We start from the raw sequence: 22,258 nt of genomic DNA, 5'->3' as shown, positions 1-22,258 counted from the left end.
CGCCGCTGAATGGTGCTCAAACGCAAAGGCGAGCCAAGAAAGTAATTTTTACAGAAGCAGGCAAACGGCGCCCTGCGCGTCAACAGCACCGCATGACCGCAATGATTTCAAAGTGCCAAGCGGAGGTTGCCGCATTACAAGGAATACGAAGCCAAACAAGCCTAACACGCAGGAAGAGTCCAGAACTGCCGCGCTTAATCGTGGGCAACAGGTCGTTTTCCGATGCCAGCGCATGCAAAGGTGGGGCGGATCACCCCATGGGCGAGGACTGCTTATTGCTCAATTGATGGCACGCTTTGTAAATGAACTCCAGCCCGGGCGTTCTGAGGCGCTCCGCCGTGGCCTCCCAAGCCCACGAATTCCAGGCACTTACACCGATAGTGCCGACAGAAGCTCGGTAGCACCCGAACTCAAGCGGACGCTTCGATCCGCTTGATGAGATCGGTGATGATTTGATTTAGGTTGACGCCGATCCCCATAAACGAGGGCTTCAGCTGAAGATAGTCGTTCGTGCGCTTTAGGAAGTCGAGCGTCTTGCGTTTGACCGGGTGCGCAAGTTCAGCAATCCGGCTTTCAATTTCGGCGGCGCTCTTCTTGTAGTCAGTGATCGGAAGAAGGACGACGTTACCGATATTCTCCGCATCAGCTAGCGGACGCGTGCCGATTGCCAGAAGAGGCGCTTGATCAACTATCTTGCGGTAAAATTTGGCACCTTCTGGTGTCTTGTCCAAGTTCGTCTGGAGTCGTTTGTCCGCTGAAAGATCGATGACAACGAAAATGAATCGCTCTGAAGTCGCTGAGCCTTTTTTGTAAAACTCGTTGTAGCCTTCCTGAGTAGCAGGATCATCAGGGATCTTGTTAAAGACGAGATAGAAGTAAAGCTCCGCTTCCGTGTAGGTAGTGCCGCCGCCATCATGCCCAATAAAGAGCGGGTCTCGGATAACTTTCATGGCTCCTCGCACTGAAAATGAGAACCGAAAGCCAGCATCGTACCGCGCAATAGTGCTATGTCGAGAAAATATCAATCAAACCGGTCAAATTCCTATGTGACAAAGCCTCGCCCTTCCTGAATGAGGAACCTTCAATTCGTGCTGCCGCCACAGCTTGAGCCGGTTACTCCACAGTCGGCATTTCCTTTTTCACCTTCGTCCGGATCGCCTATCTGGTCGATACATTGAAGGGCAAGCGAGGTCACGGCTTCATCGAGTACGCTCTCTTTGTCGCGTTCTTCCCGCACCTGCTTGCCGGCCCCATTGTGCACCACTCGCCGATCATCCCGCAATTCCTGTCGCCCCTTCGCGCATCGGGACGCCTGAATGACTTCGCGTTTGGCTGTCTGATCTTCGTGACCGGTCTCGCAAAGAAGACGATCTTCTCGGACCACCTCGCCCCCATGGCTGATGCCGTCTTCGCATCAGCTGATCGCGGAGAGCTCATCACCACAACGGCAGCTTGGGCCGGCGCCCTGGCTTACACGTTCCAGCTCTATTTCGACTTTTCCGGTTACAGCGACATGGCTGTTGGCCTCGCCCGCATGTTCAGCATCCGCTTTCCTTGGAACTTCGACTCTCCCTACAAGTCGCTGTCGATCGTCGAATTCTGGCGGCGATGGCACGTGACGCTGTCGCAATTTCTGAGGGACTACCTCTACATTCCGCTCGGCGGCAACCGACGCGCGGCACGTTGCTGCTGATCAACCACGCCTTCCGCGAACGCTTCAGCTCTGATGCTCTGCCCTCGCGCGCCGCCACATGGGCTCTCACCTCGTCGCCATATTATCGGTTGGGTGTTCTTTCGCGCCACGACGATCGGCGGCGCGCTGGCAATGCTGAGTGCGATGTTCGTCAGCGGAGCGGCGAGGACACAGGACATGCTCGCCTCCGCAAAGCGCAGAATTGCGCTGCGGAAGGGCGCTCTTGAGTCGCGGCGGGTCAATGGCATTGCCGGCCTCATCCAAAGCTTTGTTGCCACACCAGTGCTTGCACTCGCCAAGCGGTTGCGGAACAGTATCAGCACGTTACAAACGGCGGCGGGCTACGAGAAATGGCATACAATGAACACTTGAGACCGCTTTGGGTCGCCAAAGGCTACTCACGAGATATGGGAAGCGCTGCGGTGGTTCCTCCCCCACCCGATGGATTTCGGCGTCTGTACCATCTGACTTCCGCAGAATACGCGATCAGCAACATCGTGTTCAGTCGGCTGAAGGTTGCTAGGTTCAAGTCTCTGAACGATCCCTTCGAACTGCTGGCTCGCACAACTTTGCGGGCTGAAATTCGGCTTGGCCTTGAAGAGAATAAAAACAAGCTGAACGATGAGCGCGGATTGCTCTGTTTTAGCGAAGACTGGACGGATCCGGTGCTGTGGGCGCACTACGGCGATAGGCACCGCGGTATTTGCCTAGGTTTTGATGTCGAAGACGGCCTCGCGAGAAAGGTCAGTTATCGCAAGGCACGTCTTGGCGACGTAGAAGCCCGCACCAAAGACGACGGCGAGATCTTAGACGCCTTGCTTTACACGAAATACGAAAGCTGGAGATACGAGCAAGAGTGGCGCGTGCTTCTCGATTTGGTGCACCTGACCTCCCAAGAAGGCGGCCTGCATTTCTATCCCTTCGATAGCCGGCTAAAACTGACCGAGGTCGTTCTTGGAGCTGAATGCAATACCACCTTCGAGGAAGTAAGAAGATTAGTAAGGATCCATCATCCGAGTGCGAACACGATCAAGGCACGCATCGCTTCCGGTTCATTCAACATCGTGCCGAAAGAAAAAACTATCATAGCACACAGGGCAACTTCCTAATCGGAGCTTTGCCAAGCCCTCCGGCATACCGGCTCTGAAGGCCGAGGGAATGGGTATCCTGAAGATCGGCAAGACGCTCGGCGTGGGCACCATCGTGGTGCAACGGGTGGTTACGCGCATTAGGGGGGTCTAAAGACCCCCCATGGCCACATGTTACGCCTTAACCGGGCGGAAGGTAACCGCCGGGCTTCAACTGCTTCACCGCTTCAAGATTCTTGTCGATCGACGCCAGCAGCTTGTCGAACGCATTAGCGGGAACACTGACCGGGCTGCTCGGCTTGCCGCCCGAAACTGCTTCCAGCTCGTCGGCTGACAGATCACGAATGGTCATCTTCATCTGCTTTCCCTCCGTTGCCGACGGCTCTATTGCCCCGGTGCAGGGATGGATACGAATTCCAAGCGGCGGTCGCTGTGACGTGCGTCACACGTCCATAAGCGGGGCGCCCACCCAAGGTCCGGGTCGCGGACCTTGCTCCCGTCAGGAGCAAGTTTCACCTAAACGCAAGCAACGGCCCCCTTTGTCAGGGTTGACCAATGCGTGACGGGTTTGACCGGCCTTCAGGCCAACCCCTAGCGGCTTCCCCGAGCATGCGATCGGAGCGATCATTGGCGGCATGTCCATGTCAGCCCAACGCCACACGCCATCGCACCCCGATGACGACCGCGCAAGATCACGTTTGCAGAGATGCGCGAGATGCGTGTTCGCGGCATCATCGTATTTTGCGCCGATTGCCGCAGCGTTGCCTTGAGCGCCGATCAATGGGCTGATGATGTACGCCTATCGGATATCGAGTCGCGGTTCATCTGCCGGGCCTGCGGCAGACGCGGCGCCACGATTTTGAGAGCGGCAAGCCGCCATTGGCTATGGAATATCGATGAACCTGACTAACGAGCGGCCGTACTCAAACCCCGAAGCCGCGGCGCGCAAGCCGTTGGAGCTTGCCGCGATATCACGCCATCGGCGACGGATACCAAATGGTGCCGCTCGAAGGCCGCCACCCCCTCGATGAACCGGGTGGCGTCGTTCCATTCAGGAGGAAGCCATGAAGTACTCGTTCTCATTCTGCTGTTGCTGCCGGTCGTCGGCGAACGCCGCAAAGCGGCACACTTTCGATCCGAACATGTGCGTTGGCGGCACTCTCTGCCATTTCTACCCAAACGGCGATGTTGAATACCCGGTTCACGGCGAGCACTGTTACAGCCCCATTGCCAAGGAAGATCGGGATAACCCCGGCGCTAAACCTATCAAGTCAGCATGCAAACGGAACAAATAACCATGGCACTCCACGATCAACGCCAGTTCGTCAAAGCCTTCAATTCATGAAGGACGGCAAGCGGCTCGATGTTCTCGCCGATACGACCGGACGCGCGAACTTCTGAATCACCTACGCCCCCTTCCTTTCCAAGATCGGCTGCAAGGCAACCGGCCCAGAGTTTGGCGCCGGAATCAAGTATGCCGTCGAGCACCACTGGCTGGAGATGCACGAGAGCGGAACGACCTATGCGCGGTTAAAGAAGGCTGGCGAGGATCTGGTGGCGTCAGCCGCGATCGAATATTGCCGCCCCCCCGACGCCGGGGCCGCCTGGCATGCTGGACAGTGAACTCTGGTCCCAAGGCTCCCGAGCTGTGCAGCTGTCAGCCTATTCCAACCCGCCTGAAAACCAAGAAGTGTGAAGCTGTTCACCCCCGCCGAATCCCTCCTCGCCTACAATAGGAACGTCCCGGTCCGGCACGCTCATCCGGGAATGGACGAGTCGGAGCTGGGGAACTGGAGGCCGGCCATGAAGCGCCACGCCATGAGCAAGAATTTCGGTAGTGGCGCCGGCCACGTTCTGCGCCAGCACAACAGCGCCGTGCTGCTGTTCAGCTGGCGCGGCAAGCCCGACGGATCGGCGCGCTATGTCGAGCGCGTCAACCGCTACGCTCGCAATGGGGTGGAATATTCCAGCCTCGCAGCCCTGCTGCGCGCCGTCGAGGCCGAGCACGCGCAAAAGGAGCGCTAATTTCAGGTGTCCCGGCTCAACATCAAACGCACCGCCCCAGCGAGCTGTCGGATCTGTACGTCGGCGCTAAGCGCCCGCTGGAGCAGGCGATCACGGCGCTCAATGCCGGAGCGGCAGGGCCTCGGCAGCGAATGCGGCCTCAAAGTTTGCGACGGCGGAGCTGTTCCAACCCATCCTCGATCAATCGGAGATCAGCTTGAACGTGCTTGCTTGCGGAGCCGGACGCGGACTCGAGCAATTCGCGCCGAAGGTCTCTCATATCTTCAAGCGCCTGCTGGTTTCTTAAGCGTACGTAAGCTGAGACTATTGCTTTACACGACATGGTGTTCCAATGCGTTACAAAAACGAGTTCTCAAAAATGACTGAACTGCAGCGACCCGCGACTACATATGTGAATCGCGGATGCCGAAACTCTCAAATGTCATGTGCGAACGGCACACGGTGAGATTGTAGACAAGCTCGCAGGCCTTGGGCAACAACCTGCGCGCGGAGGGAACACGCCCGAAGACCCAATCCGCTGGACGCACTCGGCGCGAGGAACTTCGATGCCAAAGTCTACTGTGCTTCCAGAGTGGACCATATCGGCCCCAGCCTGGAGGTTTTCCGGATCGAAAAACCGAGCTGGGACCGAGAGGTCTGTCACTGTCGGCGGCAATAAGCGACAAACGCAGCTTCATCCCCCAAAGCCGGCTAGTGATCCGCGTACCCAGCTTGCGAAAGCCAAAGAGCTGCTCGGTGAGCGTAACCCTACGGTCCGTCAAGGCCGAGCGAGAGCTCGGCCGCTCTGTCCCCTTAATTTCAATTGGAACATGGTTATAGGCCCATTTGTTTTTGCGGGTTCCTACAGCATGAGAGCAGCGATTTAGACGTTGTCCGCCTGCGCGATCGGTTCGAGAGTTTGTGTGAGCCGGGCATGCGGATGACAACATCATCTTCACCTGTCTGCAGAAGCGCGGCGATGACCGCCTAGGTGCGGCCGCCCGATGGCTGTGCGCACGTGCATTTTGATCTCGGAGGAGTCGCTTAGCATTTTCGTATAAACCGTCAGACCGTCAGATTTGGTTGCCACTTGCCGCCGGAGAAATGGCTGATGCCAAGCGAGCAATTCCGACTATCACCCTTCTTTTGTTGTTTGCTCCGTTGCCTGCGCTTTGACGCTCTCGGAAACCCGTCTTGCGGATTGCACAAACAGTCCCATAGCAAGCCTTCTCACCCTTGTAGTTGGCCAACGCTTCGACCAACGTCGACATGACGTCCTGTTTCAGTTCGTCGGGGATAGGGTCAGGAACTCTAGCTAGTGGCGCGCATCAGCACCTGAAGCGGTGGTTTGATCTGGTCAAGGCGGGCCGGGCGTGATCCGGGCGCAGCGGGCGTTCATCGAACCATGATGGCCGATGGCCGTTCCCGACCCGAACGGTTGTCACCTAGCCGGCATATGGTAACCTTTCGCTTGCATTCCCGCGCATGCGCGACCCTTGAGGTGATCCATGGTCATGATCGAGTCCGCCGCCCCCCATCCGCTCGACAGCATCTTCCTGGATTTCGAGAAAAAGTCGGGCTGGACGCTAAGCCAGCAAGCGAAGAACATCCTCAAGGAGGGTCTCGAGGCGGTCCATGTGGATACGCTCGGCCTCGGGGATTTCGCCGTGGCCGTTGACCGGGCTCCCATCGTTCATCGGGTCATCGACGCCCTGCCCGAGTTTCTGTTCGATCTCGCGAGGAAGGCCGACAAGCGCGACAAGGTCGAGACGTCCAAGCGGACGATCGGCGGCGTGTTCGTCCTCCAGAACATGAGGCTGTGGGAAAGCCTCTCGGGCTGCACCTGCTGGCCGGTCTGAGCCGGCCATGAACGATGCAGCGCCTCCGCCTTCCCCGCCGATCAAGGACACGATCGACGCGAACTCCGGCCGGTTCGAGTTCCTCAAGCAGACGCTCACGCTCGGGCTCGCCGGCATCGGTGGCGTGGCGGCGCTCTTCACCGATCCGTCGCGCGTTCCGAGCGACACGTTCTCGAAGTGGGTGCTGGTGCTGGCCGGCGCTGGGCTGGTCTTCGTCGTGGCCTTCGCCGTCATGGGACTCTCGGCCTACGCCAATCTGCTGACCGTCAGCGCGAAGGTCCCTCGGAACACGAAGGACGTCGAAAACTATTCGAAGGGCGTACGCGACCACGCGCGCGTCGTAATCATCGCGCTTTCCGTGGCGCTGGCCGGTACGGTCACGTTCGCGATCAACCGGCTGTTCGCGCCGCCGAGCACGCCCGAAGGCGCGGTCACGACCGCCGTCGGTTTCGTCGCCAAGGAAACGAAGCTCACTACTGACATGATCCATTTCGACAGGATGGAAACCGACAGCGACTCGTACGTCGTGACGTTCTCCGTGCCGACCACCGGCAACGGCTTCACCGTCCGCGTCTCGAAGAAGGACGGCAGCATCGCCCAGGCCACGCAGCAGAAGAAGCCCTAGCGGAGCAGCGTAAGACAATCTCGTGTCCAACGGCTCCGCTGCGGCGACTCACGACGATCGCTATAGCCCCGCTCGCCTTTTCGACCTCTCGCCGGATGAAACGGCTTCCACATCGAAGCGCGATATCCGCTCAAGAAACGACCGTGGTCGGTTTGGAGACGCGAGCGGTGGGCGTGTCAAATGCACTCCAAAAAACCACTGCAAGCCTCGCCGGAGCGTGGCGGCGAACAATGCGAATACGCTAAACGATACGAAGTGAGCGTGCAACTAACGGTAGTCTCGTTCACGACGAGGAACGTGACCGCTGCCTTTCTCCTGGGTATAAGCGCCGATGGGGCAGAGCGCATCGGGAGCGATCGTTGTCGCCTGCGTCGATTCCGGATGTCTTTCAAGTCCTCAACAAAAGGGCTCCTTCCAACGCAGCGCACTTCTCGGGGTCTTTACATTTAGAAGTTGTTACGACATCCTTGCTGTGGGCAAGGGGGCAAGATGAAAAGTGTTCTGGCGTTGTGCACCGCACTGGGCTTGTGCGGTTGTGCGTTGTTGCCATTGGAAGAGCGGCACGGCGCCGCAACGATCGAGACATTCAAGCAGAGCATCCAGTGCGAGGTCGCGGCCGTCGCTACCGACCCGCGATTTGCGCGCTTTCAACTGTCGAAATGGCTGGTGAAGACGTCGCTGGATATGACGTTGATAGACACATTGTCTGGAGATGCGAAGGCTACCGTTCCCATTCCGAATCCTGCGCTTCCCAACATCTTTCCGAGCGGGTCGCTCAGCGGAAAGTTCACGCACACCGGCCACGTCGATTTTGCCGTCTCGATTCCGGAAGCCATCGCCATCTATGGCAACAAATGCCAAGGGCCAGATCCTTCCCAGACCCATCTCGGTCTTGCAGCCTGGATAGCCGCCACGCTTGACCAAATCCGGCCCGAGAATCACGGCGGGCTGACCTACACCGTCGACGTTGATGTAATCGCCAGCCTCGGGTCCCGTTTTGGATTCGTCTTCAGCATCGTCAATACGGTGGATTCCGGTGCCGGTTATCAGCGCGAAGGCGTGCATCATCTCGTCGTAGCGATGTCGGAGCCGACACCGCCGTCCGGCCCGCTGGCCGTGCGGGTCGTTGGACCGGTACGCGTCGTCGACAGCAGGCCGGCTAGACAGCCCCAGCTGCAGCCCGACGCATCACCAAGTCAGCAAGGCGAGGAGGTCACGCCGGAGCCGCCCCCGGTAGCGAGCAAACCAAGAGCGCGACGCGCGCCGCAACTGCCCTATCGCAATCCAGCTCTCGAAGATCCAAACTTGAACAGGATGCTTCAGCAGCAGGCTCCGGTCAGGCTTGCCCCGGGGACCTTCTTACGATGAAGGTCTATTCGATCGAGGGGGGCTGGGCGCTCTCCAGCACGACCGCTCGGCCCAGCCCTTTAACGAACTGTTCCTTTAAGACGCCCTGAATTTTCACCTTCTTCCCCAGATAGTCGGCTTGGGTAGGCGGGATGCTCTGTTGCTCGCTCGGTAGCCGTTGTATTTCGAGCGGTGTCCTCAAACGCACGACGACCGATTTATCCGAGCCGGGTTGCCTGATGACCAGCCGCGAATTGGTGAAGTAGTTTGTGCCCTCGTTCTCGAGCACGCCCTCGACCACGAGATTGTTGTTCAAGAGTTTGTCTTTGTTCTCGATTACTTGCGATGGGGTGAGCACCTGGGACGAGCCGGTCGGACCTGATGTCTGACCGTGCGCCGGAACCGAGGCTGCGAGTAGCAAGACGATGGGTGCGAACCTTGGTATGCGATTGGGCAAGCCAAATCTCCTCGATAACGATTGACAGAGCCATCGTTTTAAGGTTGCATCAGATCTATACTACAACATTTTTTCATCGGGCGCGATGGGCTTGTCATGCGCAAATTTCTCCTCGTCAGCTACTTTACGCTTTCCGTGATGGCCGTTTCGGCGCCGACCGCATGGGCTACCGAGGCGCCGGCCGGTGGAGGCGAGTATCCCAACACGGAATTCGCTGATCGCTTCCGTCGGTTTACCACCAAACGCGGCTTCCTGAACCTTACAAAGTCGATCGTGGCCAATCGTGTTGCCGTTGAGACAGGCATATTGACCGTCGACGCGGCGGACGAACGCGGAGGAACCCTGATCAAGGGCCGCAGGTCGATTCCCGTGATCGCGATCAAATACAAAGATACGGCACAAGACCCCTATTTGGTCTCCGATCTTGAGCGGCAACTTTTCAAAGGCCCTTGGCCGAGCGGCACGATGTCGGATTTCTACAAGCAGATCTCCTACGGCCAATTTTCCGTGGAAGGACAGGTGCTTCCCTGGTGGAAAGCAAGCAAGCCGGGCTCCTACTACGAAGGCGTCGTGCAGGAACAGCAGCAGGGTGGCACAACCAAAAAGACCCCCTGCAATGGCATGTGCCCGACGGCAAGACTCGGCGAACTGCTCGTCGCAGGGCTTGCGGCAGCCGAAAAGACTCTCGATTTCTCGAAGTACGACAACGATGGTCCCGATGGCGTGCCTAACTCCGACGATGACGACGGTTACGTCGACTTCGTCGCGTTCGTCCATCCGGGGCGCGGAGGTGAGTGCGGTGCCCCTGATGGCCAGGTCAACAACAACATCTGGTCGCACCGTTTCAGGCTCACGGATCTGAACGGCAAAGATTACGAGACGAAAGCCAAGGCGAAGGATGGTCGCCGTATCCGGATAGACGATTACGTCATCATGCCTGCTCTGGATTGCGACGGAAAACGTATGATCGAGATCGGGGTGTTCGCTCACGAGTTCGGCCATGCGTTCGGTCTTCCCGATCTCTACAACACGGGCAGGACGCCCAAATCGCAAGGCGTGGGCACCTGGGACCTCATGGGAGCGGGATCCTGGGGTGGCGACAACAAGACTCCGGAGCGGCCGTCCCATATGTCGGTGTGGTCGAAAGCGTTTCTTGGTTGGGTATCGCCGCTCGTTGTGACTGAGGATATGACGCATGCGACGCTTCGGCCGATCGAGGACTTCCCGGACGCGTTGAGGATCAACGTTTCCAACGACGTCTACTATCTCCTCGAATACCGGACGAAGAAGGGCTTCGACGATTCCTTGACCGGCCCCGGCGTCGTCGTATGGCGGATCAACAACGCGGTGACCCAAGTCGGCTTGCTCAACAACACCGTCAACAATGATCCCAGCAACGAAGGCGTCGCGGTCATCCAGGCTGATGGATTGCTCCAGCTCGAAGACATAAAACAGTTCAACCGAGGTGATGCCGGCGATCCGTATCCGGGTACTTCGAACAACACCGCCTTCGACAATGGCAGCAAGCCCGCGAGCAGCGGCAAGATCGCGATTTGCAACATCGGCCTGACGGCGGCGGCCGCATCATTCGACGTCCACGTCGGGTCGGGCTCCTGCCAGAAGTAGAGACCGGGGCCTACGTCAATCGCATGCCCGGAACGAAATCGAACAATTCGCTCCACGGAACGGTCACTGTGCCGCCGGTGGTTTGGTCGATGACAATCCCAGTTCCCGCGGGCGAGCAGAAGAACGGTCTCACTCGGTGATCGTCGTTCTCGTAGAGCACCCGAAGACGCGACGGGTCCTGCGGCAGGACCGTGATCTTGCGAATTCGATTTGCCTCTAGCTCGTCTCTGTCGGAGCAGAGGTTGACGAAATTCGGTCTCTTCCACCTTCCAGTCAGCCACGCCGAGCCCTTGTCGGACTTTTCGACAACGTCCTCGTAGACGCTGACTGCCTTCACAGGGTCCAGAATGCCGGCTGCGACGACGAGCCCGTCTAGTTTCGGAACATACCTTGACGATGCGATGAGCCGATTCTTGATCGCGTTCGGGTTTTCGATCCCGAGCGACCTTATCAGAGCCGCTGTGAACGACACGAAAGGGGCCGCCACCGAGGTGCCGAAGTTCCTGACGCTCGCGCCTTGTCGGGAGGTCTGAACGATGGCACAGCCTGGCGCGGCAATATCAACGTACTCCGCAGAGAAATTCGAGAAATTTGCCCGACGCCCATCCGGTCCGTGCGCGGCGACCGTAATGGCCTGGTCCTGTAGGCGGCCAAGCTGCCCGCCGAAGAAAGCGGGATACAGCGGCTTGATGTTCAGATCTTTCCCTCTATTTCCCGCGGCTATGACGAGAAGGAGCTTCGGGTAACCTCTCGCGGCAGTGACGACGTTGTCCATGCTATTAGGCGAACCGACGCTAAGATTGACGATGTCCGCATAACTCGAAGCATACTGAAGGCCACGAAGAATCGCGCCCTCGCGAATTTCAAATTTGTTCTGATCAGCGAGGACCAGGTTGACGACCTTCAGCCGAAGATGCTGCGCGAGACCGGCGAGCTGCCGGGTCTTCGCTCCGCCCGTGGCGAGATCGGCAACGTACCACCCGTGCTCGGCGGCCTCGTAGCTGGCGGCGGGCGCGATCTTCCCCAAGCCGCGCGCATCTATTCCGTACACATCGTCGATGAAGCCGTTTCGGTCGTCATCGACGTTGTTGTTCGGAACTTCGAGCAAGTTACGTTCAAGCAACTGAACGGGAATTTCTGCTGAAGGCAATTCGACGCCCGTGTCGAGAACCGCTATGCGCGCCGGCTTGACCGTCGCGCCGGCCGCCTCTAGCGCCAGTCTATTCCTCGCCAAGGCAGCCGAAACCGCCGCCTCGTTGATCGGCCATGCGGCATTGGGGTCGGCCGTGCTGCAATCGGATTTGTCGACGAATCCTGTCTCGAAGTTGAGCGGTTTGATGAGCTCAATGTCCTCAACCCCGGGAGCTGCGGCCTGCGCTTGCACGTTCGGCGGGGCGGCAGCGGTCGTGGCAGTAAGTCTTTCGAGCTCATTGACGACGGTCTGGGGCGGAGGAGCGGCATCGTTCAACTGGATCGTCGTGAACTTGCTCACGACGGGCAGCACGACCTGCTTCGCGTCCTTCGGATCATCCAGGTTGAGGTCCGGATTGAGAATGCGGACGAGTTGTCGAATGGTCTTGTTGCACCGGAGGTCTTTATCGTTGGTCCCGCAGGGCTTCAGAACGGCCTCGGAGTCGGTGCCTATTTCTCGCTGGATGACGGTGTCGATCGTGTCGTTCGGCCTCAATGGGACTTTGGCATCGCGAGCCCATTGCACGCATCCAGGCACAAGTACATTTCGTGGCCTGTTCACCGGCGCTCTCTCGAAACTCTCGCCGTTGAGCTTGTAGAACTCTTCCTGGTAGGTGTTGGACAGACCCCCGCCGCAAAACGCCCTCATGAACGTTTCCGGTTTGACGCCGGCAGGTATCGTCAACTCCTTCGGTTTCGAAACGCCCGCCAAGTATTGGACCGCCTGATCGGACAACGCTGAGGTCGCACGTACGGTGACCGTTTGGGCACGGCCGGCCGAGGTCGCCGAGAAGAACACGTATATCAAGGTTGCGGACGCGAGAAGCTTCCTCATCTGCATCCATCCGGCGCGTTTGGCAGACCACAAATGCGCTGGTCGACCGCGGTATCCGACCATTGTTTGATCCACGCCATCGCCTTTTCCGACGTTAGGCTGGACATGTACGAGCGGCGCTGTACTGGCGATACCCGAGAGTTGACGGAAGCCACCACCCTGGCGGAGGACATGTCGCTTTCGATGAATGCGGGACCTCCACTGTCACCCCGGCATAGGATGGCATCTTCGACGACTGTAGCGGTCGTGATGATGCTGTTCGGCTCGTGGGGCAATTCACCCGGCAGTGCCGTGATCGGGGAGTTGCCGACCCGGTATACGTCGTCGATAGGGCCGTTGCCGCTTATGCTGACACACCCAAAACCGGTCAGGCGAAGATACATGCCGACCTTGAGCGCCTTGGGATCGGTGTTAATCCTCTCGTACGGAACACCCGGCACCGGCTGTGTCATCTTGCATAACGCATAGTCGGCGCTCGGATCTGCCGGATAGTCGGGGTGGTGGATACAGGTTCCAGAGTAGGATACGTCGTTGATCTTGATGGAGGCCTCCTGACCCGCCCCGACACAGTGGGCAGCGGTCAGCAGGGTCTGGGGGCCGATCAGGGTGCTCGTGCAGCCATGTCCCGCCGTTTTCGAATAAAATGACCCGCGCCATTCCGTCGGCTCCGCGACTTCCGCGTTTCCAAGCCGCGGGCCAGCGGAATCCTGTGCCAATTCGCCGATCGACTGAAACGAGATGCCGCCCGTATTGGGAGGCGTCATCGTCGTAGGTCTATCGGCGGGGCGGGCTTGGATAAAAGGAGTTGCAATTGCCAGTGAGACCGCAAGAACGCACCGGGCCGCTCGAAGCATGAGACATGCGACGGGAAGATTCATGTGCAATAACGTCGAAAATGAAAATTGAGCGACGGATTTTAGCACACTCCGATGCAATATCTAGTTGCGTTTTGGCGAAGGATGCAGCTCGCCTGACGATACCGATGCGCTTGCATCGGTTGAGGTTAAAGCCGCCAGCCCTCCTGAGCGCCGACGATCACGTCGATTGGAGATGCTGATGGATGGGGACGACCGATCCTTCACCGACTCGTGAGGCGACTCGTTTGACCGATCCGGCCCTGACGTCGCCGACCGCGAAGACTCCAGCCTTCGTGGTGCATAGGGGCTGGAGACAGCACTGCCCTCGGAAGTTCGGCCCGTCACCACGAAGCCGTTGGGATCGAGATCGAAGTACCCGGAAAGCCATTCGGTGTTCGGTACCGCACCGGTCATGACGAAAAGCTTCTGATCTGCTTCGTCTTCTTCTTTCCGGTCTTTCTTTCGACGCGTTGAGCCGTGGTTCGGATTATCTTGCGCGCGTCGGCATGAGTGATTTCGAAACACTCGCAGGTTTCTAGGGCAAGCGTGATCGACCGGTCGTGAGTTCCGCCTTCATGATCGCCGTCTCCAGATGTGGATTGCGATCCGGCGCCCGGTTCAGGTCGAACAGAGACGAATGATCCCGTTCGGAACATCGTACTAAGACCGAGTCTTCAGACGCCCTTCGACTGCCTCCCGATGCGAGGCTGCACTTTGAGTCTCCTGCCGAGAGGTCGTCAGCGTCGGCAGGAACTTGTCAAAGTCGTCTTCAAGCGTGAGAGGCAATGATTCCGCTCATCCGATCACGACATGGAATGGGTCGCTCTTCCCAACAAGACGGCTGTCGCGCTTCCGAACAACGAAGGCCTCGACCATGTGCACGCCGCGACACGATAGCGCTTCCCAACGACCGTTCTCCCTTTCGGGTTCGTAAAACTCTCCACGTAGCGCGTTCGCGCGGTATGCCGCTTCATCCGTGTTTGTTACCCGCCAATAGACTTTATAGTCATTGGCGCTAAACGGCAGACTACCGCTTGAAAAAGCGCGGAAGTGAAGCCACTGGCCCGCGGATAGCGGGTTCGTTCCCGAGACCGGCGCGACGAAAGCTCCTTCCTCCGATTCATGTAGGTCAGCCTTGACGCGCACTGAAATCAACTGATCGGCTTCTTTCCACCTCGGCTTATCCGTATAGGGCAGCCGATAGAAGCGCTGCGGAAGGATTTGGAAGCCGCCGCGCTGCACAGCTTCGACGAGGTCACCGGTGAACGCGTAACCCAGCGCTGTGCTGCTCTTCAACAAGGCAACGGCGGACTTCGTGATGCTGCGGGCCTCCGCCAGCACCTCGCCCTTAGCGAAGTCGCTGCCGAAGACGCGGCGCCACTTTGAGATGCTCTCGTTTCGATCCTCCTCTTCGTAAGCATCATCAACCCATTCGCGATAGGTGTGGATCTTGTCGCGAAAGTTACTGTACTCTTCGTCGGTCCAGGCGACCGCAAAGTTCTCGCTAGAGAGGAACGGATTCTTTACGGCCGGCTTCGCCTTATTTGACTGAAGCCAATCGTCCAGGCGACCGAACATTGTTCGCAGCGCCGTCGGCGTATCGGCAAAACCACCACTGTCTTTATCGGTCGATGCGATATGATAGCCCAGTATCGTCGTGAGTAACACGGAGGAGCACGTGAAGCTCTCCTTGATGTCCCGCAGATACTTGACGAGACGGGTGACCTTGCGGAAGCTGTTAGTTCCAGAGTAACCGTTCTTCTCAACGAGCCAATCTGTATATTGCTTCGGCTCGGTCCGCTCGAATTCATCCTTGGTTCTATTGCAAACCTCGAGCTGATTTAGGATCGTGCGATTGGTGAGGCAGGGAGCAACGTCGATCTCGGCCATAATGCTCTGCCGCAAAAATCTTCTAACAAACCCTCCGAAGCCCTGATGCTTGGTCCGCAATTTGGCCGGTCAATGGACGGTCGAGTTACGGCCATCCTTGACCGGCCATCGCTCACGGAACAGACTTCAATGTCTGAAACGGATTCGCCCCGTCGGCGCTGATTGTCCGCCAATCGAACGAGTACCGGTCCTGCGGCGCCCAGTCGTCCGGCAATTTGATTTCGAAGTATCCGCCGATAGCCATCTCATATCCCGCAACAGGACTACTTTCAGCCACGTATCCTTCTGGGCCAAAGTCGATAGTGACAAATTGAGACGCAAGGACCACCACAAGCCCGCACATGGCATCAAGCATGTTGCTGAAGTTACTTAGTTCGAAGTTTTGGTGGCGAGAATGTTTTGCGCTATTGTACGCTTGATACCAAGGCAGTGCGCCGCCTGTCTTCCATGCAGCAAAAGGCGTGCGAGGATTATTGGAGCCTTTCCAAATTGGGAGTCTCACCTGAAACGAGGACAAGTGGTGAGTTTGATTGAGTTTGCGGTAGTCTGTCATGCTCCAGTTGCTGTTACCTGGGTAATTATTCTCCTCTAAGATCGCTGTGCAATTTGCCTCAACTTCTATACAGGCTCGTGTGTGTAGCTCGTGAATGCGATACGAATAGCATTCGCTGTTCTTGTCTGCCGGCTCCACGTAGTCAAACAGCTCAAGTAGATCTTTTTGCAACACTTCAAACGCTCTAACATAATGCACGGGCTCTGCAGCGTAGTGTGGATGTTTAACGTAATGGCCATAGCCTGAATATTTTCCATCGATCTCTGGACGTGCAGTTCTCTTGAATGGTTTCAAAACTGACATTCGCTTTCCTCACTTCCCCGAGGTCGGCCTGCTGGACTAAGTCCATCAGCGACGGTTGACGCGATGACAGCCTTAAGAAAGCCTGGCCCGACCCGCCTTGATCTCAGCGTGCGACTGTACAGTGAGTTGAAATAGCCCGGGATCCCGCAGTCAGAAGACTCCGGCGAGGGCGTGGGCTCTCGGGACGTTCCCAAGAATAAAAGGAGAATACTTCCTGGGGAAAACCTGCCAAGTATTGGAGCGGGAAGGGAATCGAACCCTCGTATGCAGCTTGGGAAGGATGCACGTTCTATTGATTTTACAAAAGAATTTCAACTTTTTGCATGGTTCTGGCATGAATAGATCGGGCTCAAATGCGCTTGGCATCTTGAAGTTCCCGGGAGCAGGACCACTGACGCCGCCTTCTTAGTTGGAAGTCTCGCCGCTCCGATTTTCTGACATCAGGCCGCGAGGCCCTCTGTCTGGTCTGTTGTTGAGGTTGTGGGCATGTGGGCAACGCCTCTTCGGCGTTGTCCACCATGTCCACAGCCTTTGCTGTAACGCCGGCGCGCCAGACCGCCATCGGGGTGCGATAGCCGTGTGCCTGGTGCGGGCGCTCCTCGTTATAAAAGGCGATCCAGCGGCGAGGCCCGCGTGCAGCTCTTTGCCCTTCAGCGCCGCGTCGATCTTCCGTCTCGTCTTCTTCGTCAACGTCCGCTCCGTTTACCAAACGGAACGGCTACATTCCAACTAGGCTTCTGGTCCCAAATCCCGGGGGCCACTTCAAGGCTCAGCGAAAATGATCAGCATGAGGTGTATAACCTCTGCCACGGACGCCTCCCTTAAGTGGTGCTCAACACCTCCACTTTGGCACATCGATGCCGTCGGCGGGGCGTCCACCCCCATCATAAAGGCGCAGATGTCGGCTCTGGGGGATCTTGCAGAAGCTCTCCGCTCATAGAGGATTGCCGGGCGCAACCTGCTGCGCGCTGAAGACCGCTCGCGCAGCAACTGTGCCAAGGAAGACAATAACGGCAGCCACATAGGCAATTGCTTTTAACGGATGCTCGTTTCCCTCTTTCAGGAACCACTGCGTTTGTCCAACAACCCAAGACAAGGGCGTCATTAAGCGGGCTGTCACGATGCCGAGTGCGAACAGCGGCAACCAGACGAAAACTGCAACCGCAGGCCATACGAAATACCAAGTTATTCCGAAGCGAGAGAGAGAGATGCTTGAACTAGCCCAAAGGTCCATCCAGATGGCCTGAAGGAAAGAGTATAGCGACGAGCTGAAAATCGCGAAATATACGATCAGGATCGCCTCTGCGCGCAATAGATTGGCTACAACGACGATTGCGCCTCCGCTCAGAGCACCGAGCATAAGTCCAATTACGGGTTTAGCGCCGCTTCGAATTAGCATTGGCCTGATCACAAAAAGAGACAGGTAATCTGTAAGCGCATTGAAAAAGAAACCTATGACCGCCCATGGCAATGAGATTTGTTCCCATTCGTTGCGATCTGACTCGAACACGTAAATCGTCGACACCGCTGTCGTAAATAGCAACGACCGACTCAATGCCCCCCAGCGCCACAGCGGATACGAGTATATCCGATCAAATACTTCGACCAACACTGACGCGATCTGCTCGTTCTTGTAGTCCTTAAACCTCATGGTTCGCGCGAGCGCGGTCTTAGCCTCATCTGATGCGTTTTCGTCTAACCAGCGGAAGAAATAAAATGCCGCCGCCGCGTACATGAATGGCGCGGCGTAGCCAATATGCTCGAACAGCGTCTCTAATAGCTTTTCCATCGCCCGGCGCTCCGCCATCTAGGCAATACCATAGTAGCGCGCCTCGGACCTAGGATCACTGCTGGCCCTTCTTGTGGCTCGGCAATGTTTGCTTTGGGGAATAAGTGGACATCGCGGATTTATGAGCACGCGCCGTATAGTTTTGCATCCATCCCTACCCCAGCGACGCTCATCTTTGCGACTATCTTGTCAATTTCTTTCTCCGATGCGACGAACTTCCCGCTGTCACTTACCCCAATTTCATGACTGCCGATGCTCCTAACTCGTGCGACGGAGTTGTATTCTTAAACTGAAACTGCTCATCGTCGGCTTCGATTGTTAGCGAAAGCGACAGCGCATTGATGGCGGCGAGGGCCTGACAGCTATATTGAGCTGCAAGCCGATCAACTTGAATCCGGTTATTGCTCGCTTTCCAAGAACTTCATGTACTTAACCGGGAGTGCATCGACATCTAACTTACCCGCGTCAATGGTCCGGTAGAGGTCTTCTTGGGCTCCGCGCAACTCACCAATCCATTTCCGATGCTCGCGCCTAGGCATGCCACCAGCATCGAACTTTCTGGGCTCGAAGTTGCGAGGGTTTCATAAGTTGCGACAACCGTTGCGCGACAAGTTGTCCCAGAGACAAAAACTACCCGGCGGTTGAGAACTGGACTAAACTACGAAATCTGTCGTAGGGCAGCATCAGTGACCTTCACCCCCAGCAGGCAACGCGACAGCCGTTGTCCGCGCCGAGCCTTTGCTGTGCAAGCTACTTTGACTTTAGCAATATTCTTCGCGGATACATTGGCGGACCGCTTTGTTTGCAAGAGTTGAACTAGGTGAGGCTACTAAATCGTCGGGTGCTTATTCAAGCTTGTAGAGTGAACTAGTTCACACGCCCGCGGCCGATCACGTTGCAATATCTGCGTGCCCCTTTTGACGTGCGATGTCGATAAGCTGGGGTCGCTATTCTACAGAACCTGTTTCAGTGACCCGGGTGAATCTACGCCAAAACGTTCGCGCTCTGCTGGCTCAATTGTGCTGGGGAGTCGTTTTATGGATATTCAGGCGCACCCGCCCCTTTCTTACGTGGAGCCTGAAAGGGCATCGAGTGTATCTCGCCCGAAGCGCGGCAAGATACAGCGCGAGCTGACTGCATCGGCAAGCTATTTTGTGGTGGATCCGGTCTTTCTAGCTACGGCCTCTCTGCAACCGTATCAGCGAACGCATCAGGACCCGATCTATCGGCCGCTCAGAATCTACACGCTCGATCCAGCGGCGAGTCGGCAGGATGGCGCTGTGGCGGTGCTGAATGTCCCATTCGAGCGATTGCGTCCGGGACCGGTCGGCAGCATCCTAGAGGTGGTCGATTGGGATGAGACGACGGGGCAGCTCTACAAGGCGGTTGAGCTGGATGATTCTCGCATTCTGATAGAAAACGGGCGGCCCCCCTCGCCGTCCGACCCTATGTTCCGGCAGCAGATGGTCTACGCGGTCTGCGCGGCCACGTACGATGCCTTCAGGCGCGCGCTCGGACGCGATCCGTGCTGGGGCTTTCACTCTAAGCCAGGTCAAGCTTATGCAAAGCTCAGAATTCGGCCACAGGCCTTCTGCGGCCGCAATGCCTATTACGATTCATCAGCGGGAGAACTCAAGTTCGGCTACTACACTGCCGATGGTAGTGTCCAGGGACGAAATCGTCCCGGCGGTCGGGTTTTCACGAGTCTCTCACACGACATCATTGTGCACGAGATGACCCATGCGTTGCTGGACGGTCTTCGGCCCCGCTTTCGACTGCCGACCCACCCGGATGTCTCGGCCTTTCACGAGGGTTTTGCCGACCTCGTGGCAATACTCATGCATTTCTCGTATTCGGATGTTGTTCGTGCCGCGATTGAGCGGTCAGGGGTCGCGCCAGATGAGGTGCTTCTGTCACTCGCTACCCAATTTGGACATACCACCGGTTCATGCCGACCATTGCGATCAGCCATCGATCCTGCGGGGCTTGGACAAGACAAAGAGCGCAGCGTCGGACGATACGACCAAATCGGCGACGAGCCCCACGAGCGCGGTTCTCTTTTAGTAACGGCGATCTTCGAAGCATTCGCAACGATACTCCGGCGGAAGACAAAGAGAGTCATTCGCCTCGCACGTCTGGCTCCTGGTGAGGCTCCAGGCTCGGAGCTTTGCGAGATCCTCGCCGACCAGGCAAGCACGTTGGCATCTCAGTTTCTTTCGATTTGCATACGTGCGATCGACTACTGCCCGCCGTTCGACCTGTGTTTTGGCGAGTATTTGCGAGCAGTTATAACGGCGGACTTCGATCTCATTCAGGACGACCCGTTCGGCTATCGCGAGGCCATCATCGATTGCTTCGCCCGTCGTCGCATCTACCCCGATGACGTGCCGGATCTCGCGGAGGATACTCTGCTATGGCAACCACCCGACAAGGAAATGGAGCCGATCCAAGACCTGCACTTCAAGAGGTTACGTTTCTCGGGCGACCCGGGACGAGCAGCGGACGAGACCGAACTGCGCCGGCAGGCCGAAGCACTCGGATGTTACGTAATGCGGCCAGGGTACGCACGCGCGTTTGGCTGCGCTTTACCGGGCGACGCGCAACTGAACGGCGATCACGTCGATCCTGCAGTGGTTGGTTCTATTCGCTCCCTTCGCCGCATCGGCCCGGACCGGCAGGTCACCTTCGATACGGTCGCCGAGATCACCCAACGGCGCTGGTGCAAGCAGATATCCGGAACGTTCAGCGAATTGTTCGGCGGCTCAACCGTCATCCTCGGCCCGGACGGCCGAGTTCGCTACGCAATCCGCAAGTCCGTGACGGATCAACGCCGAATACGACCGCAAGCAGACCAGCTTGACGGTAAATGCGGTTCGAAGAGATGGACGAAGCGCGGCAGCCGCCACCAACTGTCGCGATCCAGTATATGCCATCTCTTTGGTGGACAGTCGGTGCCCGGCAACTAGCAACAGGAGGAGAATGACATGAGCGATAGCGAACAGAAACTCCGCCAAGCATTAATGAGAATCGCAGAGGTGGCTCAGGCAGCTGCGGATACCGGACGGTATGTGGAGGAGGACGACAAGCCGAATGGCGGCGAAGCGGCGCGGCGCCCTCATAACCACGCGGGTGGAAAAAACGCGCATTGTTCAATTAAGCAGCTGCCCGGCCGTCTAGCAGAAAAGGCGGCGAAGACTGCAACATCCATCAATCCCATGAACCGAGTTAACTTCGGTGCCATCGGCTCTGTGGCACGCGGTCTAGGGTCTGTACCTAATTAGCGAACTGTGATTCCCTCGCAGCGGGTTGATTCCACGCGGGGGACTTCGATGCGCAAAGGACTGTTCTGGCTCAACGACAAGCAATGGGCTCTGATAGAGCCGCATCTGCCAACGAACCAGACCGGACCGGTGCGCGATGACGATCGACGCGTCATCAGCGGTATCATTCACATGCTTCAGTGCGGCGCACGCTGGCGCGATTGCCCGCCGGACTATGGTCCGTACACGACGATCTACAATCGTTTCAATCGCTGGGCCAAGCGCGGACATTGGCGGGCGATCTTTGAAGCGCTCGCCCGCTGCGGCAAAGACGGCGTGACTTTGTCCATCGACTCCACCACGATCAAAGCGCATCGCTCGGCGAGCGGCGGAAAAGGGGGGAGCATGAACAAGCGATCGGCCGCTCGCGCGGCGGGCGGACCACGAAAATCCACGCGCTGAGCGACCCTGACTGCCGACCTTGCGCATTTCATCTCACTCCAGGCCAGGACGCTGATATTGCCGCAGCGCCAGCCCTTTTGGAACTCGCGCCACCCATGTCTGCCCTCATTGGCGACAAAGGGTACGACGGCGACGGCTTTCGAGCCGAAATCGTCGATCGTGGTGCCAAGCCCGTCATTCCAAACAAATCCAACAGGGTCACTCTCCACAGCTTCAGCAAACGCGCCTACAAGGGGCGCAACGTTATCGAGCGCTGTTTCTGCCGCCTCAAGGATTTCAGGCGTGTCGCAACTCGCTACGACAAACTAGCCAGGAACTTCTTGGCTGCCGTCCATCTCGCCGCCATCGTTGCCTATTGGATCAATTGAGTCCGAGCCCTAGTACTCTCGCCGGCCGCGATTGCAGTTCTTGTTGGGAAG

At 57.6% G+C, this 22,258-nt stretch carries 20 protein-coding genes and 1 pseudogene; 11 read left to right on the top strand and 10 right to left on the bottom strand.

The features are described 5' to 3' along the window. Positions 1-410 precede the first annotated feature (410 nt). On the bottom strand, positions 411-950 hold the full coding sequence (locus ACRQ5Q_RS09190; RefSeq protein WP_439397268.1) for a hypothetical protein: 540 nt from the start codon (positions 948-950) through the stop codon (positions 411-413). A 224-nt stretch (positions 951-1,174) separates the two neighbouring features. Between ACRQ5Q_RS09190 and ACRQ5Q_RS09185 the strand changes: the two genes are divergently transcribed. The 3 genes from ACRQ5Q_RS09185 to ACRQ5Q_RS09175 all read left to right on the top strand — a co-directional run bounded on the left by ACRQ5Q_RS09185 (position 1,175) and on the right by ACRQ5Q_RS09175 (position 2,802). Beyond that, positions 1,175-1,693, top strand: a complete 519-nt coding sequence (locus ACRQ5Q_RS09185; RefSeq protein ID WP_439397266.1) for an MBOAT family O-acyltransferase — start codon at positions 1,175-1,177, stop codon at positions 1,691-1,693. A 93-nt stretch (positions 1,694-1,786) separates the two neighbouring features. Next, positions 1,787-2,065, top strand: coding sequence for a hypothetical protein (locus ACRQ5Q_RS09180; RefSeq protein WP_439397264.1), 279 nt, complete (start codon positions 1,787-1,789; stop codon positions 2,063-2,065). Continuing rightward, the gene (locus ACRQ5Q_RS09175) at positions 2,044-2,802 is read left to right on the top strand and encodes a DUF2971 domain-containing protein (RefSeq protein WP_439397263.1); all 759 of its coding nucleotides are present in this window, start codon (positions 2,044-2,046) and stop codon (positions 2,800-2,802) included. Before ACRQ5Q_RS09180 ends, ACRQ5Q_RS09175 begins: the two co-directional genes overlap by 22 nt. A 160-nt stretch (positions 2,803-2,962) precedes the next feature. Here the strand turns inward: ACRQ5Q_RS09175 and ACRQ5Q_RS09170 are convergent, their stop codons facing one another. Continuing rightward, positions 2,963-3,139 carry a hypothetical protein gene (locus ACRQ5Q_RS09170; RefSeq protein ID WP_439397261.1) on the bottom strand — a complete coding sequence of 59 codons (177 nt, stop codon included), beginning with the start codon at positions 3,137-3,139 and terminating at the stop codon, positions 2,963-2,965. Positions 3,140-4,584: 1,445 nt separating this feature from the next. Here ACRQ5Q_RS09170 and ACRQ5Q_RS09165 point away from each other — a divergent pair. The 4 genes from ACRQ5Q_RS09165 (at position 4,585) to ACRQ5Q_RS09150 (ending at position 8,637) form a co-directional block, all read left to right on the top strand. Beyond that, positions 4,585-4,806 carry a hypothetical protein gene (locus ACRQ5Q_RS09165; RefSeq protein WP_439397259.1) on the top strand — a complete coding sequence of 74 codons (222 nt, stop codon included), beginning with the start codon at positions 4,585-4,587 and terminating at the stop codon, positions 4,804-4,806. 1,487 nt (positions 4,807-6,293) lie between these two features. Then, positions 6,294-6,644: a hypothetical protein gene (locus tag ACRQ5Q_RS09160; protein WP_439397257.1), complete on the top strand. Its 351-nt coding sequence runs from the start codon at positions 6,294-6,296 to the stop codon at positions 6,642-6,644. Between the two features lie 7 nt (positions 6,645-6,651). Then, positions 6,652-7,269: a hypothetical protein gene (locus ACRQ5Q_RS09155; protein ID WP_439397255.1), complete on the top strand. Its 618-nt coding sequence runs from the start codon at positions 6,652-6,654 to the stop codon at positions 7,267-7,269. 489 nt (positions 7,270-7,758) lie between these two features. Continuing rightward, the gene (locus ACRQ5Q_RS09150) at positions 7,759-8,637 is read left to right on the top strand and encodes a hypothetical protein (RefSeq protein WP_439397254.1); all 879 of its coding nucleotides are present in this window, start codon (positions 7,759-7,761) and stop codon (positions 8,635-8,637) included. Between the two features lie 4 nt (positions 8,638-8,641). Here the strand turns inward: ACRQ5Q_RS09150 and ACRQ5Q_RS09145 are convergent, their stop codons facing one another. Then, positions 8,642-8,932 (bottom strand): hypothetical protein, encoded by a 291-nt coding sequence (locus tag ACRQ5Q_RS09145; RefSeq protein WP_439397252.1) that lies wholly within the window; start codon positions 8,930-8,932, stop codon positions 8,642-8,644. 237 nt (positions 8,933-9,169) lie between these two features. Here ACRQ5Q_RS09145 and ACRQ5Q_RS09140 point away from each other — a divergent pair, with 237 nt between their 5' ends. Beyond that, positions 9,170-10,699, top strand: coding sequence for a M6 family metalloprotease domain-containing protein (locus ACRQ5Q_RS09140; protein ID WP_439397251.1), 1,530 nt, complete (start codon positions 9,170-9,172; stop codon positions 10,697-10,699). A 10-nt stretch (positions 10,700-10,709) separates the two neighbouring features. Here ACRQ5Q_RS09140 and ACRQ5Q_RS09135 read toward each other — a convergent pair whose 3' ends face one another. The 7 genes and pseudogenes from ACRQ5Q_RS09135 to ACRQ5Q_RS09105 form a co-directional block, all read right to left on the bottom strand. Continuing rightward, positions 10,710-12,725, bottom strand: a complete 2,016-nt coding sequence (locus ACRQ5Q_RS09135; RefSeq protein ID WP_439397250.1) for a S8 family serine peptidase — start codon at positions 12,723-12,725, stop codon at positions 10,710-10,712. Beyond that, a complete protein-coding gene (locus tag ACRQ5Q_RS09130; protein WP_439397248.1) occupies positions 12,722-13,489 on the bottom strand; it encodes a trypsin-like serine protease in 768 nt (255 codons plus the stop codon). Before ACRQ5Q_RS09130 ends, ACRQ5Q_RS09135 begins: the two co-directional genes overlap by 4 nt. A 271-nt stretch (positions 13,490-13,760) precedes the next feature. Beyond that, positions 13,761-14,005, bottom strand: a pseudogene (locus tag ACRQ5Q_RS09125) (hypothetical protein); the annotation flags it as partial. A gap of 372 nt (positions 14,006-14,377) precedes the next feature. Next, a complete protein-coding gene (locus tag ACRQ5Q_RS09120) occupies positions 14,378-15,472 on the bottom strand; it encodes a nucleotide-binding domain-containing protein (RefSeq protein WP_439397246.1) in 1,095 nt (364 codons plus the stop codon). Positions 15,473-15,584: 112 nt separating this feature from the next. Beyond that, entirely contained in the window at positions 15,585-16,328 is a 744-nt protein-coding gene (locus ACRQ5Q_RS09115) for a hypothetical protein (RefSeq protein WP_439397244.1), read from the bottom strand. A 349-nt stretch (positions 16,329-16,677) separates the two neighbouring features. Continuing rightward, positions 16,678-17,037 carry an integrase core domain-containing protein gene (locus tag ACRQ5Q_RS09110; RefSeq protein WP_439397242.1) on the bottom strand — a complete coding sequence of 120 codons (360 nt, stop codon included), beginning with the start codon at positions 17,035-17,037 and terminating at the stop codon, positions 16,678-16,680. Between the two features lie 225 nt (positions 17,038-17,262). Next, the gene (locus ACRQ5Q_RS09105; RefSeq protein ID WP_439397241.1) at positions 17,263-18,135 is read right to left on the bottom strand and encodes a hypothetical protein; all 873 of its coding nucleotides are present in this window, start codon (positions 18,133-18,135) and stop codon (positions 17,263-17,265) included. Positions 18,136-19,154: 1,019 nt separating this feature from the next. On the opposite strand from ACRQ5Q_RS09105, the gene ACRQ5Q_RS09100 reads away from it, so the two are divergent. From ACRQ5Q_RS09100 to ACRQ5Q_RS09090, 3 genes are all read left to right on the top strand, one after another. Then, positions 19,155-21,083 carry a hypothetical protein gene (locus tag ACRQ5Q_RS09100; protein WP_439397239.1) on the top strand — a complete coding sequence of 643 codons (1,929 nt, stop codon included), beginning with the start codon at positions 19,155-19,157 and terminating at the stop codon, positions 21,081-21,083. An 18-nt stretch (positions 21,084-21,101) separates the two neighbouring features. Then, positions 21,102-21,398 (top strand): hypothetical protein, encoded by a 297-nt coding sequence (locus ACRQ5Q_RS09095; protein ID WP_439397237.1) that lies wholly within the window; start codon positions 21,102-21,104, stop codon positions 21,396-21,398. 48 nt (positions 21,399-21,446) lie between these two features. Continuing rightward, a protein-coding gene (locus ACRQ5Q_RS09090; protein ID WP_439375420.1) for an IS5 family transposase occupies positions 21,447-22,207 on the top strand; the annotation gives its coding sequence in 2 pieces (ribosomal slippage) (positions 21,447-21,803 and positions 21,806-22,207; 759 coding nt in all). The last annotated feature ends 51 nt before the right edge of the window (positions 22,208-22,258 follow it).

Origin of the sequence: Bradyrhizobium sp. PMVTL-01 (assembly GCF_051861855.1) — a bacterium.
Taxonomy (GTDB): domain Bacteria; phylum Pseudomonadota; class Alphaproteobacteria; order Rhizobiales; family Xanthobacteraceae; genus Bradyrhizobium.
The sequence above is the reverse complement of the archived record's forward strand: the minus strand, read 5'-3'. Positions and strand labels throughout refer to the sequence as shown.

Bases quoted from the DNA above. Each gene is read 5' to 3' on its own strand.
- ACRQ5Q_RS09170 (WP_439397261.1), bottom strand. From the start codon at position 3,139: ATGAAGATGACCATTCGTGATCTGTCAGCCGACGAGCTGGAAGCAGTT.
- ACRQ5Q_RS09120 (WP_439397246.1), bottom strand. From the start codon at position 15,472: ATGGCCGAGATCGACGTTGCTCCCTGCCTCACCAATCGCACGATCCTA.
- ACRQ5Q_RS09160 (WP_439397257.1), top strand. From the start codon at position 6,294: ATGGTCATGATCGAGTCCGCCGCCCCCCATCCGCTCGACAGCATCTTC.
- ACRQ5Q_RS09095 (WP_439397237.1), top strand. From the start codon at position 21,102: ATGAGCGATAGCGAACAGAAACTCCGCCAAGCATTAATGAGAATCGCA.
- ACRQ5Q_RS09135 (WP_439397250.1), bottom strand. From the start codon at position 12,725: ATGAGGAAGCTTCTCGCGTCCGCAACCTTGATATACGTGTTCTTCTCG.
- ACRQ5Q_RS09100 (WP_439397239.1), top strand. From the start codon at position 19,155: ATGGATATTCAGGCGCACCCGCCCCTTTCTTACGTGGAGCCTGAAAGG.
- ACRQ5Q_RS09150 (WP_439397254.1), top strand. From the start codon at position 7,759: ATGAAAAGTGTTCTGGCGTTGTGCACCGCACTGGGCTTGTGCGGTTGT.
- ACRQ5Q_RS09105 (WP_439397241.1), bottom strand. From the start codon at position 18,135: ATGGCGGAGCGCCGGGCGATGGAAAAGCTATTAGAGACGCTGTTCGAG.
- ACRQ5Q_RS09140 (WP_439397251.1), top strand. From the start codon at position 9,170: ATGCGCAAATTTCTCCTCGTCAGCTACTTTACGCTTTCCGTGATGGCC.
- ACRQ5Q_RS09165 (WP_439397259.1), top strand. From the start codon at position 4,585: ATGAAGCGCCACGCCATGAGCAAGAATTTCGGTAGTGGCGCCGGCCAC.
- ACRQ5Q_RS09175 (WP_439397263.1), top strand. From the start codon at position 2,044: ATGGCATACAATGAACACTTGAGACCGCTTTGGGTCGCCAAAGGCTAC.
- ACRQ5Q_RS09115 (WP_439397244.1), bottom strand. From the start codon at position 16,328: ATGTCAGTTTTGAAACCATTCAAGAGAACTGCACGTCCAGAGATCGAT.
- ACRQ5Q_RS09190 (WP_439397268.1), bottom strand. From the start codon at position 950: ATGAAAGTTATCCGAGACCCGCTCTTTATTGGGCATGATGGCGGCGGC.
- ACRQ5Q_RS09130 (WP_439397248.1), bottom strand. From the start codon at position 13,489: ATGACGCCTCCCAATACGGGCGGCATCTCGTTTCAGTCGATCGGCGAA.
- ACRQ5Q_RS09155 (WP_439397255.1), top strand. From the start codon at position 6,652: ATGAACGATGCAGCGCCTCCGCCTTCCCCGCCGATCAAGGACACGATC.